Origin of the sequence: Thiothrix lacustris DSM 21227 (assembly GCF_000621325.1) — a bacterium.
Taxonomy (GTDB): domain Bacteria; phylum Pseudomonadota; class Gammaproteobacteria; order Thiotrichales; family Thiotrichaceae; genus Thiothrix; species Thiothrix lacustris.
The window spans coordinates 36,820-52,508 of sequence record NZ_JHYQ01000016.1 but is presented as its reverse complement, the minus strand read 5'-3'; the positions used below and the strand labels follow the sequence as shown (position 1 = coordinate 52,508).

Below are 15,689 nucleotides of genomic sequence, written 5' to 3'. Positions count from 1 at the left end.
ATAGGGGTTAGGCGTGAACGATCATGCTGCGCCCGTCAGAGTAGTTGCTGGTGCTGTTAGCTTTGTTGGGAACCATGTTTTGCACCAGTCCCAGTATTTTACCATGGCTCTTTTCCAGACAGTCAATGGCGGTGCGCACGTCCTGTTTGCTGGAGCGGTTGTTGGCTACAATCAGCAGGGTTCCGTCTGAACGGTTGGCGAGTAGCAGGGAGTCGGCCATACCGAGGATCGGTGGGGCATCCACAATCACGTAGTCAAACACTTCCCGCGATTTGTCCAGCAAGGTTTGCATGTGTGCTCCTGACAGCGCTTCTACTGGATCGGGTACGGCAGGGCCTGCACAAATGACAAACAGTAGGCGTGAACCTTTGACCCGTGTCAGCGGGCTTTCGCGGGCAGTGCCGGTCAGGTAATGGGTCAGGCCGTAGCTGTTATCGAGTTCTAGGTGCTTATGGATGGTAGGTTTACGCAAATCCGCATCAATCAGTAAGACCTTGTTGCCGGTGTTGGCTAGCATCAGCGCCAGATTGACGGCGGTGGTGCTTTTGCCTTCACCCGGCAGGGGGCTGGTAATATGCAGGATTTGCGGGAAGCGCCCGTTGTTGGCGAGTACCAGCGAGGTTTTCAGGTAACGCAGTGCATCTACCCAGGTTTGGTCGGGTTGCTGCTTGAGCAATTCGGCCTGACTGCGGTTCAGGAGTGCTTTGCTGTAAGGAAGGGAGTGCAGCACTTGGTATTTGCCGCCGATTTCCTGCAAGTCTTCGGTTAGGCGTATTTTGGGTTGCAGGGTTTCGCGCAGCATGACGGCCAAAGCGCTGAGGAACAGGCCGGATAGCAAGCCCAGTAACAGGTATTTGGCGTAGCTGGGGCCATCTTTGCGTGAGGGTAAAATGGCTTTGTCGACCACTGAAATGCTGCCCGTCTGGGCTGTTTCCACGACATTGATTTCTTTAACGCGTTGTAACAAACCGTCGTACAGGCTGCGCCCGGTTTCCACATCGCGCTTGAGGTTGGCATAGCCGATGCTGTCATCGCGGAATTGCAGTAATTCTTTTTCCAGTAGCTTGATTTCGTCATCCAGCTTGCGTTCTTCTGCGACAGCAGCTTCATAGGAGGCCTTGAGGTTGATGGCAGTGTCTGAACGGATATGGGTACTTTCCTTGGCAATCAGGGCTTCACGGCTGTTAATTTGCTCTTGCAGGGATAGCATGGCTGGGTAATTGGGTTTAAATAGCTCAAGGTTCGCTAAATAGGTGCTTTGTAGTTTACCCAGTTCCTTTTTGTGTTCCTGAATCAGTGGGCTATCGTCCACATTCAAGGAGCCAGCGACTTTACCTTTGCTGTTGTACAAACTTTGGGTTTGGATGCGTTTTTCCTTGGCTGCTATGTGAGCTTTGCTGAGTTCTTCCAGATTTTTGGCAATGATAGGTTCGTCTGAGTTGGTGTCGACGATGTTTTTATTGCGGGCGTAACGGATCAGGGCGGCTTCACTGGTTTGCAGTTTGTCGCGTGCCTCATTGATTTGCTTATCGAGGAATTGGGTGGCTTGCTCCGCTGCTGCTTGCTTGCCGCGTTGTTGCAATTCCACGAAGGTATCGGTCATGCCTTGCACGACATCCCGTGCCATGATCGGGTTGGTTGAGGTGAAATGGATGTCAATGATGCGTGAATTTCTGACTGGGTTGATGGTCAGGTGTTCTAGAAAGATTTCTTCAGCCGTTACTTCGGGGGAATCCCATGCCGCTGCTTCGTTACCGGGCAAGAGTTTGCGTGCGTCTGCCACGATGGCTTTCAAGGGGGCAATCAACCAGTAAGCAGGCTCTTTAAAGCCGCGTTCTTCCAGCAGGGTGTCACGGATGCCCAGTTTGTCGATGACTTCGGTAGCCAGATCGCGGCTACGCAGCATTTTGTACTGGGTGTTGTAGAACATATTTTCGTCAATATAAGACGGTGGGCGAGCCGTATCCACATCGTATTCCAACAATTTGGGCGAGGTGGTTTCGATCTTGACGCTGCTTTTGGCGGTGTAGGTTGGGTTGGTCAGCCATGCCAAGCCGAGCATTAGAGCGCTGATCAGGGCGGTTGTCAGCAGGATGGGGCCAGTATTTTGGCGCAGAGTGCTCCAGTAATGTGACAGCGGGATTTTAGGCGGTGTCGCATACGCAGTGTAATCACGTCCCGGCGCTGGGTCTGCTAATACGATGTGTGGGGCATTACGTGTGGGTTCAGGGGTGTTGGCAGGGTAATGGGGGATGGATGTGCCGTTGCCTTTCATAATAGTGACAGTGCCTTTGTTAACTGCTGCGGGAAGTGCTTTTTGGTAAAACTGGATGAATTGGTCAGTGACCAGTGTCCAGGTGTAATGGTTAAGTACGTGCTGGTACAAGGTTGCGCCGATCTGTTGCACCCGTGCCGGGTCATCGAGCGCATCTTGCAAGCGGTCGCGTAATGCGGCGGTATCGCCTGTCGGGAAGAGGATGCCTTTGCCGTCTAATGCTTCGGTATTGGCATCAATGTCACTGGCAATGCAGCAACGCCCTAGGCTCATGGCCTCTAGCAGGGTGATGGGCAAGCCTTCCATCTGCGAGGGCAGTACATACACATACGCGTTGTCGTACCATTCTGCTAATTCTTCGCCATATACCGCACCGGTGAACAGAATATTGGGATTGCCGTCGGCCAGTGCATTCAATTTATCAGCGTAAGAGTCTTGGGCGCGGGCGCTACCGACGATGACCAATTTGACGCTTGGCTGTTCCAATTGTTGGTATGCTTGAATCAGGTCATGTACCCGTTTTTCCAGCGATAAGCGCCCAACATAGAGGATGTAGCTACCACGTGTGACACCATAACGGGCAATCTTATTGAGTACGGCAGGGTGTAAGCGCGGTGTGATGCCGGTCGGAATATAGGTAACGTTCTTGTGATATTTTTGCTGGTAATAGTGCTGAAGCGTGCGGGAAACGGCCGTAGCATCATTGGCAAACCAGAAGGTGAGTTTTTCCGATAGGTGAAAAAATAGCTGTGCGAAACTATTCCATGAACTGCGTTCCCATTCATGCCCGTGGCTCTGGAAAACGGTGTAACGCCCGATTAGACGCGGCAGGAACGAAAACAGGCTGGGGCCGACGGCATGGTAGTGCACCACGTCAATACCCTTTACCGAGAACTGGTGCAGGCTAGCATGGATAACCAGCACCATTTTTTCAAAATATTTATGGTGAATGGTGGATAACGGAATAACCCGCATCCCCTCATAATAGAATGGGGCAGGGTGTTCCGGGGTTTTCGCCGTGTACACAATGACCTGATGCCCTGCGTCAACCAGCCTTTTACCCAGCTCTACCGTGTAGGTTTCGACACCGCCGATGCGGTCAATCCCTTTGATGGCAATGAATGCGATTTTCAAGGTATGCTCGTTTCTGATGATTTCGGTAGCCTTGACAATAGGGAATGCTGTCAGCTAGTGCTACGCGGGCTTGGACAAATGGCGTGAAGTGCTGGATGATGCGTATAAGTAGGTTTTTTGATAGAAAATAATAAATAGATGAGCTGCAATGCTAAAATCAGTGCTGCTGTGAACAGTGCTGGCATACCTGCCAATTCCAGCAACAGAGTGAGGCTCCACAGAACGCCTAGTAACACCAGCACGGGCATTAATTTGCAAATTACCATGCGTGTCAGGTGCAGCGGGGAGCACTGCACGATACCTGCCATGACGCGTAAGCGCAGCACGGCAGCACCAAATGCTGCTAATACACTGGCGTAGATGACGCCATCCGCCGCAAACAGCTTGGTGAGCGGTAATAGCAAGACCAGTTTGATCAGGATTTCCAGCAAGGCCAGCACCGCATTACTGCGTTGTTTTCCCAGTGCATTGAAGTAAGGTGAGGTCGCCAACTGCACTGCCAGACCGGGCAGAATCAGGGTAAACAGGGTTAGCGGTAGCGCCAGATGGGCGTAGGTTTCACCGACCCACAGGCTCAGGAAATGCGTTCCCAGCAACCAAGTATCAAAGGTGGCCAGCAAGGCTAATGACACGCCGATTTGCAGTGATTTCAGGGTGGTATCGAGGGCACTGGCGAGGCGATGTTCCCCAGCATGGCGCATGATGAGGGTGTCCCAGTAACTCTGGAAACGCATCAGGATTTGGGTGAGCATATCGACGACCACCACCATAATGGCATAAGGGGCAACCGCGCTGACCCCTAACAGTATTCCCACCAACACATTATCGGTGCGGTATTTGAAGAATTCTGCCACCTGCGTGACAGCGGCGTATTTGCTGAAGTTAAACAGTTCGCGTACATGCACCCAGTCCACCGTTTGCCAGTCGATGTAAAGGGTGCGGTCACGCCGGTAAACATTGATCAGCATGAGTGCAAAAAACAGCACATTGACGGCGGAGGCATACACCAAAATACTCATTAGCCCGCCACCTGCCCACAAGATCAGTGGGATACCGAGCAAGCGCAGTACGATGCGCACAATTTCAAACAGGCCGATTTCCACATAACGCATTTCCGCCCGCAAAATGCTTTGGTAGAGGCGCAAGGGGATGGATAGCGCGACTTCCACCAGCAACAGGCTGATGACATTCGGCATGGGCTGGTAGGATGCAGGCAATAGCCCGCTGTAAACGCCCACTTGTACCAGCCCGGCTACCAGTAACAACAGGGCTGCCAAGCCTAGTGATAGCGCGAATGAACTGCTGAACGTGCGTCGCCAGCCCGCCTGATCTTCAGCATTCACCGACAGGTAACGGGTGCAGGCCAGTGCAATGCCAAAATCCAGCAGCAATAGGTAGCCGGTGATGGAGGTTGCCATCGCCCAGATACCAAAATCGTTTGCCCCCAGCGCCTTGAGCACAAATGGCAACAGCAGCAGTGCCCCCACCGCATTGAGGCCAATCGCCAGCAAGCGGATCACGGTGGAACTGGCATACCCCTTGGTGATTGCTTTAGCCATTGGCTGCGTCGACCAGGGCCACCATGCGCTGATCCCAATCGAAGGTGTAACGTGCCTTGCATTGTGCCGTTTTCGCCTTGATTACCCCGGCATAGCCCGGTAGCTGGAGGAAACGTTCCAGTTTGTGGGTCAGTTCCGCTGGGTGGTGCGGGTCGAACAGCAGTTCGCGGTCAGGCAAGATTTCGCGGATTTCCGGGATATGGCTGGCAAGGCAAGGCAGGCCGTAACCCATCGCTTCCAGCAGGGCATTCGGGGAGCCTTCGTGCAAGGTGGGTAGCACCAGCAGGTGGCAGCTTTGCAGGAGGGTGGCGACATCATCGCGCCAGCCGAGGAAATGTACTCGGTCGCTTAGCCCGGCTTCAGCGGTAAAAGCTTGTAGTTCTTCCAGATAGTGTTTGCCGCTGTTGTCGCTGCCAATCAGTAAGTATTCCCAGCGTTGGTCGGGGGGTAATTGGCTGAGCGCCCGTAACACCAGCATCAGGTTTTTACGCGGGTTCAGCACTGATACCGTGGCGATGCGCACCGTGTCAGCGCGGATATTCGGCAGGTGAATGTCGAGCGGCTGGGTCACAATATTGTTGGGCAGACTGGCGGTTTTCTCCTGACCGCCGGAGCGCTGGTTAATGCTGGCTTTCATGGTGTCGCTGGTGGTAATCACCTGATGCGAATAGCGCATCCCCAGTTTTTCCAGCAGGCTGTGTGCCCAGATGCGCGGGCGGGCAAAACGCTTTTTAGCCGCATCGAAAATATCATCGCCGCGCACGAAGGTCAGGGTTTTCACCCCCAGCCCCCAACTGGCTAAAATCGACAGGGTGGCGTAGAAAAACGAGAACATCACATGCTGTTGCACCTGATGTTCACGGGTCAGGCGGCGTAATTCGCGCATGGCTCGCAGGTAAAATTCCGGCCAATACCACGGCGAGGAGGGCTTGGAGCGCATCGGTAAAATGACCGGCTGGATGTGTTCACCCTCAACCGGCAGCTTTTCGGTGGCGACGTAAATGACCCGATAACCGGCTGCATCGAGGGCGCGGTAAGCGCGGTAAAGGCGGGTGGTAAAGCCGCCTTGCTTATGCCGGTAATAGGCGGACAGGATAGTGGTGGCACTCATGCAACAGACTCAAGGTTTAACATAAGTACACGCTATCACCCCCTTGCATCCCTGTTGATAGCCAGCGCGAACAGTGGTAGCAGACGCGGGAAGACCGGCTTTAGTGCGCTAAAATCTTTGCCAGTGTGTAGCCATCCTGGAGACCAAGGAAGTGAGAACCTTGATCCGTTACGCGTTCAGATTTGCCGTGTAGGGCGAAGGTATTGTTCATGTCCTGGCTGTAAGTCGGTACTACGAAATCAAACCTGTCGGGGCGTAGCTGATTGTCGCGTATCACCGAGACGTAGCGAATCGCTGGGTGTGGTTGATGGTTCAGCCAATATAGGAAACGCCCTGGCTTTTCAGGACGCATGTCGTCGTATAAGTTTTCCGCGTCAGCACTCCACTTGCCCATCCCCATCATTTTGGCAAAAAAGCCCATCGGGGTATTGGTGGCAAGGCTAGCAAGCATCGCACTGGGCGTGCCAACATGCGGGGTCGCAATCGTAATAAGGCTATCCACGGGGACACTATTGGCACTGACTAGCCAGTCGCGAGCGACTAAACCACCTGCTGAGTGCCCTACCAGCGTCAGGGGTTCCTGACGTTGGGCATAAATATATTGCAGGTAGAGATCCAGCCAGAGCGCTTGTAGCATGATGGGCGCACGGCGCGGCAATTCAACGGTGTAGAAAATGCGTGCTGGTCGACCTATCGGGTTGGTGGGGTTATAAACACCTTGTGAGGTGAGGATGACATTGCCACCATCTGCCCAGCCATATTGTTGCAATACTGGGGTAACACCTTGTTTGCGCCAATCCATGCCGCTGGCTTGAAAGCCGTGAACGAGTACGACCGTTTGCGCCCACAAGGATGTTGGGAATAATAACAGGCTCATTGCCAGTACTATCCAGTGACGGATTTTCATGTAAACCTCCGAGTGAATCGTTATCGTGTGTTAGCTAATTCTAATATTATCCTTGAATTCTACCGCAAGACTTGAGTTTCATCATGACTATACGTTGTATTGCTTTTGACCTTGACGACACTTTGTGGGCGTGTAAGCCGGTGATTGAACACGCCGAACAGCGCTTTTATATATGGCTGAGTATCCATTACCCGCGTATTACCGAGCGGTATTCTCCAGAGCAGCTGCTGAAAAAACGCATCAACTACATGCAGCAATACCCTGAATTGCACTATAATCTTACTCAATTACGCCAACATTGGTTAGCAGAGCTGGCCGTAGAGCATGATTATCCATTGGCATTGGTGGAGCAAGGCTTTGAGGTATTCTGGCTAGCGCGTAATGAAGTGACATTTTTTGAAGGTGCGCTGGCAGTGTTGGAGGCACTATCGGCACGCTTTTTGCTAGGGGTTATCAGCAATGGTAATGCCAGTGTCCACCATATCGGGGTGGGGCATTTGTTCCAATTTGTTCACAGTGCTGCGCAAGCAGGGGTCGCCAAACCACACCCGGCGATTTTTCATCAGGCACTGCAACAGGTCAATATTGCCTCGCATCAAGCCGTCTATGTCGGCGATGACCCGGTAAAGGACATTCAGGGGGCAGCCAGTGCAGGTTTGCGTACCGTTTGGTTTAATCCCGAAGGCCACGTTTGGCCGGGCGGACAGAAGCCGGATGCCGTGATCGACAATCTTGCTCAACTGGAGTCTGTGATTACAAAACTATAAATAATAATTATTATTTGGCAGAGAGGATGCATTACTAACATGCGACATAGCCGAAGCAGCGACACCGAGTCGCGTACCCGTCAAGCGTGGATTGACCGTTTTTGGGTGTCTGATAACGAGCGGGATTTCTATCTGTTAGGGCAGATTATCGACCGTTTGTTTTTGATGCCTCCTTCCACAGATCATTTGCAACCTTGTAGTTTGGAGGTGGCTGAGATTCTGCGTCATTTGGATGTTGATCAAACGACTATCATGGCCGCGTTGTTGTGCGATAGCCGTTTCCAGCAAATACTGACGCTTGAGGAGGTGGAGCAGCAGTATGGCGAGCCAGTCCGGCTGCTGTGTGAAGATATGCGTAATTTGCAACGTTTCCGTGATTGTGTGGAAAATACTGACCCACGCACCTCGCCTCAGGAGCAGGGAGAACAGTTGCGACGCATGTTGATGGCGATGGTTAAGGATATTCGTGCAGTGCTGATTAAGCTGGCGTGGAGTTTGCAATACCTGCGTTTGTTGTCACGTGAAGAGCTTTCCGATTTGCACCGTTGTGTGGCTCGTCAGAGCATGGATTTGTACGCGCCTCTTGCCAGTCGTTTGGGCATTAGCCAAATTAAATGGGAATTGGAAGATCTCTCTTTCCGTTTTCTACAGCCTGAAGCCTATAAAGATATCGCTAAGTCGCTGGCGGGGAAGCGTATTGAGCGTGAGCAATACATTGCTGATTTCATTTACATTCTGAAGAAGTTGTTGGGTGAACACGAGATCAAAGGGGAGGTTTACGGTCGTCCCAAGCATCTTTACAGTATTTGGAAGAAGAAAAGTCGCAAGAATATTGAGATTGATGAGCTTTACGATTTGCGTGCGGTGCGTGTCATCGTGGAAGATAAGGCTACTTGTTACCGCACCCTTAATCTTGTGAATGAGACGTGGCGCTACATTCCCGAAGAGTACGATGATTACATTTCCAAAAAGAAGGCAAATGGCTATCAGTCTATCCATACGGTAGTCGTGGGGCCGGGTGGTAAATACGTTGAAGTGCAGATTCGTACCCTTGAGATGCACCGCTTTGCCGAGCTAGGCGTTGCTGCCCATTGGCATTACAAGGAGGGGGGCAAGCAAGATAAGGTAATGGGTGAGGCGATCAATTCCATGCGTCGTCTGCTGGATGCCAATGATAGTGACAGTGATCTGTTGGAAGATTTCCGAACGGAAGTGTTCAGTGATCGGGTATTCGTGATCACGCCTAAGGGTAGGATTATTGATATGCCCAAAGGCTCAACGCCCGTGGATTTCGCTTACCATGTGCATACCAGTGTCGGGCATCGTTGCCGGGGCGCTAAGGTTAACGGTGCTATTGTGCCGCTTAATTATGTGCTCAATAACGGCGAACAAGTGGAGGTGATCACCAGTAATCACGAGCAGCCTCGCCAAGATTGGATGAAGCCAGAACTGGGTTTTATTAAAGCTGTCAGTACCCGCCAGAAAGTGCGTCAATGGTTTAGTCAACAAAACCACGAGCAGAACATCAAGGATGGTGAGCGCATTCTCCAAAAAGAGCGCCACTTGTTAAACCTTGATAAATTGGATTACGCCGAACTCGTTAAACAGTTCAACCGTACCAGTGAGCGTGATTTGTTGATTGCGATTGGGCGCGATGATATTTCTTCGGCGCAGGTGCGTAATTTTCTCTTAAAAGCCCATGAGCCTGAGTTCAAGCTGCGTAAAACGCGTAGCCCTGATGCGTTAAATAGCCAGATTGAAGTGCGCGGTGTTAGCAAAATCTACAGCCAGATGGCGACGTGTTGTCACCCCGTTAATGGTGATGCCATTGTGGGTTATTTGTCACAGGGGCGGGGTGTCATTGTGCATCGGGTGGATTGCCCTGATCTCGCCAATCTACGCAAGGAGCGTGAAGAGCGGATTATCGATGTGGACTGGGGTTCTCATGCATCGGCCTACGCAGCGGATATTACCGTTTCCACTTACAATAAATCTGGGGTTTTAGGTGACATTGCTAGTTTACTGGCCAAGGAGAAGGTCAATATCCATAGCCTACATACCCGGGAAACCAATGACCCGTGCTTTGCGCTGATGGACTTCACGCTGGAAATTCGTGATGTGCAGCAACTGGGCGATGTGCTGGAAAAATTGCTGCAATTGTCATCCGTGATTGATGCGCAGCGTAAGGCCTGATTGAGAATCGTGACTAGAAATTGATGGGCAGTGATACTTCCTGCCCATTACGGGTAATACTCAAGTTGATCTGCGTCGCTGTGCCTGCTTCCTGTAACATGCGCATCGCAATGGCAGGGTTCTCCAGTGGCGTGCCATTGACTGCTGTCACAATATCCCCTGCCTGCAAACCTAGTTGGTTGAACATGGCGACATTGCTACCGGGGCTTAACTGAAAGCCTAGAAACTTGCCGTCACGTTCATAAGGTTGTGGGCTAGCCACTTCCATCAGGCGCATATTGTTATTGAGTACGGACTGACGGAAATCGCCTAAACTGCTCGCTGGCGTTGCGGTGGATTCAGGCGGTATGCCTTGTGATTCTGAGGATTGTTGCTCCATTTCTGGCAGGGGTGGAGGTACAGCCTCAGTGGGGATGAGCATGTCTGCTGGCGGCATCATGTCGGGAGAGGCGGAATAGTCAGGCATGGGCATGTCGCTGGGCATATTGTCCATGCCCATGCCGCCAGAGGGTGTGCCTTTGCCACTGGCTTCTGGTTTTGGTAGCGCCAGTTTTTCCAATAAACCATTACGCCGTAAGAGTACATGATCTGCCAGTACTTGCTCTAGCACCGCCCCAGATGTACTGATGCTATCACCGACAGCATAGGTTTTTTGTTGGCTACCTTCTTCAATGACCGCGAAACCTTTATTTCTAGCGGGTGCGTAAATCCCTTGAAGTTTTAGGGCAAGCTGTGTGGGTTGGATATTGCTTGGGGTAGGTTTACTGCCATCGGCCTGATATTGCCCAAATAAATGATAGCTTGCTAGCTTATCCCCCAAGCTGTTGGCTGGGGGGGCTGTGCTGCCAACACTGCTTGACGCGGAATCATTGAGCAAGGGACGCAGTTCCGTTGGGAAGAACATCCACGTTAGGCGTGCCAGCAAAAAGCCGAACACAATCACCAACCCAAAACTGACATAATCCGGGGCGCGACCCAGCAAGCGCTCAAACAGGCGTGAATGTTGCGTACCTTGCATTTGAAACCTCGTTAACAGCGTTAAACTTGATAATATTCACGATACCACTGAACGAAGCGGCGTGTCCCCTTATCGACCGACATACTGGGGCGATAATCCACATCTTGTACCAGTGCATCCACATCGGCGTAAGTGTCTGGCACATCACCGGGTTGTAGTGGCAACAGGTTAAGCTCGGCTTTTTTCCCTAATGCCTCTTCAATGGCGCGGATGTAATCCATCAACTCAACCGGATTCTGATTGCCGATATTATAGACGCGCCACGGCGCTTTACTCGTGCCGGGGTCGGGTTTCATCCCGCTCCACTCAGGGTTCGGGCGGGCGGTGTGGTCAAGCGTGCGGATTACCCCTTCCACAATATCGTCAATATAGGTGAAATCACGGCGGTGTTTGCCGTAGTTAAACACATCAATCGGCTGCCCTGCCAAAATCGCTTGGGTGAATTTGAACATCGCCATATCCGGGCGGCTCCACGGGCCATACACCGTGAAAAAGCGCAAACCCGTGGTCGGCAAGTTATACAAATGCGAATAAGTATGCGCCATCAGCTCGTTGGCTTTTTTGGAAGCCGCGTACAAAGACAGCGGGTGGTCTACGTTGTCATGCACCGAAAACGGCATGGATTCGTTCGCCCCGTACACCGAGCTGGACGACGCATACACCAGATGCTTGACCCCGTTATGGCGGCAACCTTCCAGAATGTGCCCAAACCCCACCAGATTACTGTCGATGTAAGCCAGCGGGTTTTCAATGGAATAACGTACCCCGGCTTGCGCGGCAAGGTTTACCACCGCATCCAGCCCTTCTTCGGCAAACAGTTTTGCCATGCCCGCACGGTCAGCCAGATCGAGGCGGATGAATGTGAATTTACCGGCGGTATCAGCATCCACCACGCGCTGTAAGCGGCTTTCTTTCAAGCGGACATCGTAATAGTCGTTGAAATTGTCGATACCGACAACCTCATCCCCACGCTGCAACAGTTGCAGGGCGAGGTGCATTCCGATGAAACCGGCAACCCCAGTGATCAATACGCGCATGGCTTATTCCTTTTATTGTAATCGTTATTTTGTAATTAAATCGGCAACTTCACGGTATTTGGCGGCAGTTTTGTCAATAATATCAGCGGGCAACTCAGGCCCTGGCGCAACCTTCCCCCAATCCAGTGTTTCTAAATAATCCCGCACGAATTGTTTGTCAAACGATGGCGGACTAATGCCGGGTTTGTACTGATCAGCAGGCCAGAAGCGCGAAGAATCCGGGGTAAGGATTTCGTCAATCAGCACCAGCTTGCCATCCGCATCCAGCCCGAACTCAAACTTGGTGTCGGCAATAATAATGCCGCGTTTGAGCGCGTATGCTGACGCTTGGTGGTACAGTTCCAAACTGACGCTGCGCACTTGTTCGGCGAGGTCTGCGCCAATCCGCGCCTGCATCTCGGCAAAGCTGATGTTGATGTCGTGATCACCCACGTCGGCTTTGCTGGAAGGGGTGAAAATCGCCTCAGGCAAACGGTCGGCCATTTGCAAACCGGCAGGTAATTCAATGCCGCACACTGCGCCAGTTTGCTGGTAATCCTTCCAGCCGGAGCCGATCAGGTAGCCGCGCACAATCGCTTCCACCGGCAAGGGTTTGAGGCGTTTCACAATGATGCTGCGGCCTTGCAGCTCGGCTTTTTCAGCCGCCGTCAGCGTCAAATCATCCAGCGTCAGGGTGCTTAGGTGATTCGGGATCACGTCTTGCAGTAAACCGAACCAGAAGTTGGCTACCTGCGTGAGGATTACCCCCTTCTGCGGGATCGGTGTCGGCATGATGACATCGAAGGCTGATAGGCGATCCGTGGTGACAATCAGCATGTGCTGTTCATCCACCGCGTAAATATCACGGACTTTGCCCCGCGCAATCAGGGGAAGGGAAGTAATGTGCGTCTCAAAAACGCTGTTCAGATGGCTGCTTGTGTTCATTGCTTGCTGTTAGTTAGTGCGTAAAGGGTACATCACGTTATAATATCAGATTTTGCAGGAAAATAAGGGGAGCATCATGACTCAACCCAGTTCGGTGGTCGTAGTAGGGGTTGTCATGGGAAGCAACAGCGATTGGCCTGTCATGTCCAAAGCGGTTGAACAACTGGAAAAGTTTGGTATTGCCCACGAATACCGCGTCGTTTCCGCCCATAGAACACCCGATTTGCTGTTTGAATACGCGGAAACCGCCCGCGAACGTGGTTTGAAATGCATTATTGCGGGTGCAGGTGGCGCGGCGCACTTACCCGGCATGTTGGCAGCGAAAACCACCCTCCCAGTACTCGGTGTACCGGTGACGAGTCGTGCCTTAAACGGGATTGATTCGCTGTATTCCATCGTGCAGATGCCCAAAGGTGTCCCGGTTGCGACGTTTGCGATTGGCGAAGCCGGTGCGGCGAATGCTGCTTTGTTTGCTGTCGCCATGTTAGCGAATGAAAACCCGGAATTGGCGGCGAAACTCACGCAGTTCCGCGATGAACAGCGGCGTCAAGCCATGAACATGAAACTTCCACCCGAAACCTGATGACCATTATTTTATGACACTACTTCCCGGCTCAACCATCGGAATGCTCGGCGGCGGGCAACTTGGGCGCATGTTTACTGTTGCGGCTCGTACCCTCGGCTACCGCGTCATTATTCTGGAACCCGATTTCCAAAGCCCGGCTGCCCAGCTTGCTGATGATCACCTTATTGCTGCTTACGATGATGAAGCGGCACTGGCAGCCTTCGGGCAACGTTGCGATGTGATCACCACTGAATTTGAGAATATTCCAGCGCAAACGCTGGAGTTTCTGACGCAATTCTGCCCGGTGCGCCCTTCCGCTCATGCGGTGCAAATGGCGCAAGACCGCAGGGTGGAGAAGGAATTCGTGCGAGCCTGTGGCTTGCTGCCCGTGCCATTTGCAGCGATCCATACGACGGCGGATATTCTGGCAGCACCATCTAGCATCCAATTCCCCGCCATTCTCAAAACGGCACGCATGGGGTACGACGGCAAAGGCCAGATGACGGTGCATTCGGTTGCTGAAGCCGAAGCCGCTTTTGCGCAATTGGGCGGTGTTGCTTGCGTGTTGGAGCAGCGGGTGGAGCTGGCGTGCGAAATTTCCGTGATCCTTGCCCGCAGTGTGGGCGGCGACGTGCGTTGCTTCCCGGTCGCAGAAAACGAGCACCGTAACGGCATTTTGCACCAAAGTATTGTGCCTGCCCGAATTGATGCCGCACTGGCACAAGCCGCACAAGCGGCTGCCACCCGCCTCGCCGACAAGCTCGATTTCGTCGGGGTCATGGCGGTGGAATTCTTTGTTACCCGCCAAGGCGAGTTACTGGTGAATGAAATGGCACCGCGTACCCATAACAGTGGGCATTACACCCTTGATGCTTGCGTCACCTCACAATTTGAACAGCAAGTGCGCATGGTGTGCGAGTTGCCTTTTGGGGATACGCGCTTGTTGTCCCCGGTGGTGATGGTCAATATGCTGGGTGATTTATGGCACGATACGCACCCCGACTGGTTGGCTTTACTACAAAGCCCCAATACCAAGCTACACTTGTACGGTAAACACGAAGCCCGCCCCGGTCGTAAGATGGGGCATTATTGCACCCTAGCCAGTGAGCTTGATGAAGCTTTAGTAGCAGCGGATCGGATTTTCCAACAATTGCAATAAGGACGTACCCCATGGATACCAACATGCCGATAGTCAAAGTACACGCCATCGTTGCCTTACTTTCGGTCGTCGTTTACTTGATCCGGGGATTTTGGATGTTGACCAACAACCCGGCAGTGACTGGCAAGGCAGCGCTCGCTAGTGCTTCGTTATCCATGCTGCTTCTGCTGATAACGGGGTTGTGGCTGGCGCTGATTAGTACGGCTCATGGTGTTGATAGTTTCGTCATCATTAAAGCGGTGGGTCTGATCGTGTACGTTGTACTCGGTGTGATTGCGCTAAAACCAGGTTTAAGCAAAGCGACAGCAACGATCTTGTGGTTGGCTGGCCTTGCGACCTTTATTTACACTTTTTTATATGCCAAAGGCATAGCACCGGCGGTACTTTAAATGGCTGATATTCCTTATTCTAAAAGCTTGCGGGATGATATCCGCTTTGATGTTGAGTTGTGCGGTAATCGTTTTACTTTCCTATCAACGTGGGGGATTTTTTCACCGCGTGAAATTGATGATGGCACAGACTTGTTGCTGAAATACCTGGAAATCAACCCGACCGACGATTGCTTCGACCTTGGTTGCGGCTATGGTCCCGTCGGTCTGGTGATGGCAAAACTGGCTCCACAAGGCCAGACGCTGATGGTCGACAAGGATTTCATGGCGGTGGAATACGCCAACCGCAATGCAGGCGTGAACAAACTGGCCAATGCTCGCGCGATGCTCAGCAACGGTTTTCAGCATATCGACAAGGATGCCCGTTTTGATGTGATCGCTTCCAACATTCCGGCGAAGGTTGGTAAGGAAATGATGAGCATTTTGTTGCACGATATCAAGCACCACCTCAAACCGGGCGGGCGGGTGTATTTGGTGACGATTAATGGTTTGCGCGAATACATGAAGCGTAATCTGAAAGAAGTGTTCGGTAATTTCGACAAGCTCAAGCAAGGCCAGTCGTATACCGTGTCGTATGCGGAGATGCAATAAAGAACCCCCTCCCCAACCCTCCCCTTATCAGGGAAGGGAGCAAGAGAGTTAGCATTTCTT

Annotated in this window: 13 protein-coding genes; 6 read left to right on the top strand and 7 right to left on the bottom strand. The window is 52.2% G+C overall.

Going from position 1 to position 15,689, the window contains the following annotated elements; translation table 11 throughout:
* Positions 1–7: 7 nt before the first annotated feature.
* The 4 genes from Q394_RS0108775 to Q394_RS0108760 form a co-directional block, all read right to left on the bottom strand.
* Complete coding sequence (locus Q394_RS0108775) at positions 8–3,409, bottom strand: polysaccharide biosynthesis tyrosine autokinase (RefSeq protein WP_028488966.1); 3,402 nt, start codon at positions 3,407–3,409, stop codon at positions 8–10.
* Between the two features lie 50 nt (positions 3,410–3,459).
* Entirely contained in the window at positions 3,460–4,968 is a 1,509-nt protein-coding gene (locus Q394_RS0108770; RefSeq protein ID WP_028488965.1) for a lipopolysaccharide biosynthesis protein, read from the bottom strand.
* Entirely contained in the window at positions 4,961–6,079 is a 1,119-nt protein-coding gene (locus tag Q394_RS0108765) for a glycosyltransferase family 4 protein (protein WP_028488964.1), read from the bottom strand. Before Q394_RS0108765 ends, Q394_RS0108770 begins: the two co-directional genes overlap by 8 nt.
* A gap of 100 nt (positions 6,080–6,179) precedes the next feature.
* A complete protein-coding gene (locus Q394_RS0108760) occupies positions 6,180–6,986 on the bottom strand; it encodes an esterase/lipase family protein (protein WP_084260397.1) in 807 nt (268 codons plus the stop codon).
* Positions 6,987–7,069: 83 nt separating this feature from the next.
* On the opposite strand from Q394_RS0108760, the gene Q394_RS0108755 reads away from it, so the two are divergent.
* Complete coding sequence (locus tag Q394_RS0108755; RefSeq protein WP_051543146.1) at positions 7,070–7,753, top strand: HAD family hydrolase; 684 nt, start codon at positions 7,070–7,072, stop codon at positions 7,751–7,753.
* A gap of 39 nt (positions 7,754–7,792) precedes the next feature.
* Positions 7,793–9,946 carry a RelA/SpoT family protein gene (locus Q394_RS0108750; protein WP_028488961.1) on the top strand — a complete coding sequence of 718 codons (2,154 nt, stop codon included), beginning with the start codon at positions 7,793–7,795 and terminating at the stop codon, positions 9,944–9,946.
* Between the two features lie 13 nt (positions 9,947–9,959).
* Here the strand turns inward: Q394_RS0108750 and gspC are convergent, their stop codons facing one another.
* From gspC to Q394_RS0108735, 3 genes are read right to left on the bottom strand one after another with little or no spacing between them, the layout of a single operon-like run.
* On the bottom strand, positions 9,960–10,964 hold the full coding sequence (gene gspC, locus Q394_RS0108745; protein WP_028488960.1) for a type II secretion system protein GspC: 1,005 nt from the start codon (positions 10,962–10,964) through the stop codon (positions 9,960–9,962).
* 20 nt (positions 10,965–10,984) lie between these two features.
* Complete coding sequence (locus Q394_RS0108740; RefSeq protein ID WP_028488959.1) at positions 10,985–12,001, bottom strand: NAD-dependent epimerase; 1,017 nt, start codon at positions 11,999–12,001, stop codon at positions 10,985–10,987.
* A gap of 24 nt (positions 12,002–12,025) precedes the next feature.
* Positions 12,026–12,925: a phosphoribosylaminoimidazolesuccinocarboxamide synthase gene (locus tag Q394_RS0108735; RefSeq protein ID WP_038140984.1), complete on the bottom strand. Its 900-nt coding sequence runs from the start codon at positions 12,923–12,925 to the stop codon at positions 12,026–12,028.
* A 76-nt stretch (positions 12,926–13,001) separates the two neighbouring features.
* Here Q394_RS0108735 and purE point away from each other — a divergent pair, with 76 nt between their 5' ends.
* The 4 genes from purE to Q394_RS0108715 are packed head-to-tail and all read left to right on the top strand — an operon-like array spanning position 13,002 to position 15,629.
* Positions 13,002–13,508 carry a 5-(carboxyamino)imidazole ribonucleotide mutase gene (purE, locus tag Q394_RS0108730; protein ID WP_028488957.1) on the top strand — a complete coding sequence of 169 codons (507 nt, stop codon included), beginning with the start codon at positions 13,002–13,004 and terminating at the stop codon, positions 13,506–13,508.
* A gap of 13 nt (positions 13,509–13,521) precedes the next feature.
* Positions 13,522–14,649: a 5-(carboxyamino)imidazole ribonucleotide synthase gene (locus Q394_RS0108725; RefSeq protein ID WP_038140982.1), complete on the top strand. Its 1,128-nt coding sequence runs from the start codon at positions 13,522–13,524 to the stop codon at positions 14,647–14,649.
* Between the two features lie 11 nt (positions 14,650–14,660).
* Positions 14,661–15,038, top strand: coding sequence for a SirB2 family protein (locus Q394_RS0108720; protein ID WP_028488955.1), 378 nt, complete (start codon positions 14,661–14,663; stop codon positions 15,036–15,038).
* Positions 15,039–15,629, top strand: a complete 591-nt coding sequence (locus Q394_RS0108715) for a class I SAM-dependent methyltransferase (RefSeq protein WP_028488954.1) — start codon at positions 15,039–15,041, stop codon at positions 15,627–15,629.
* Positions 15,630–15,689: the final 60 nt, after the last annotated feature.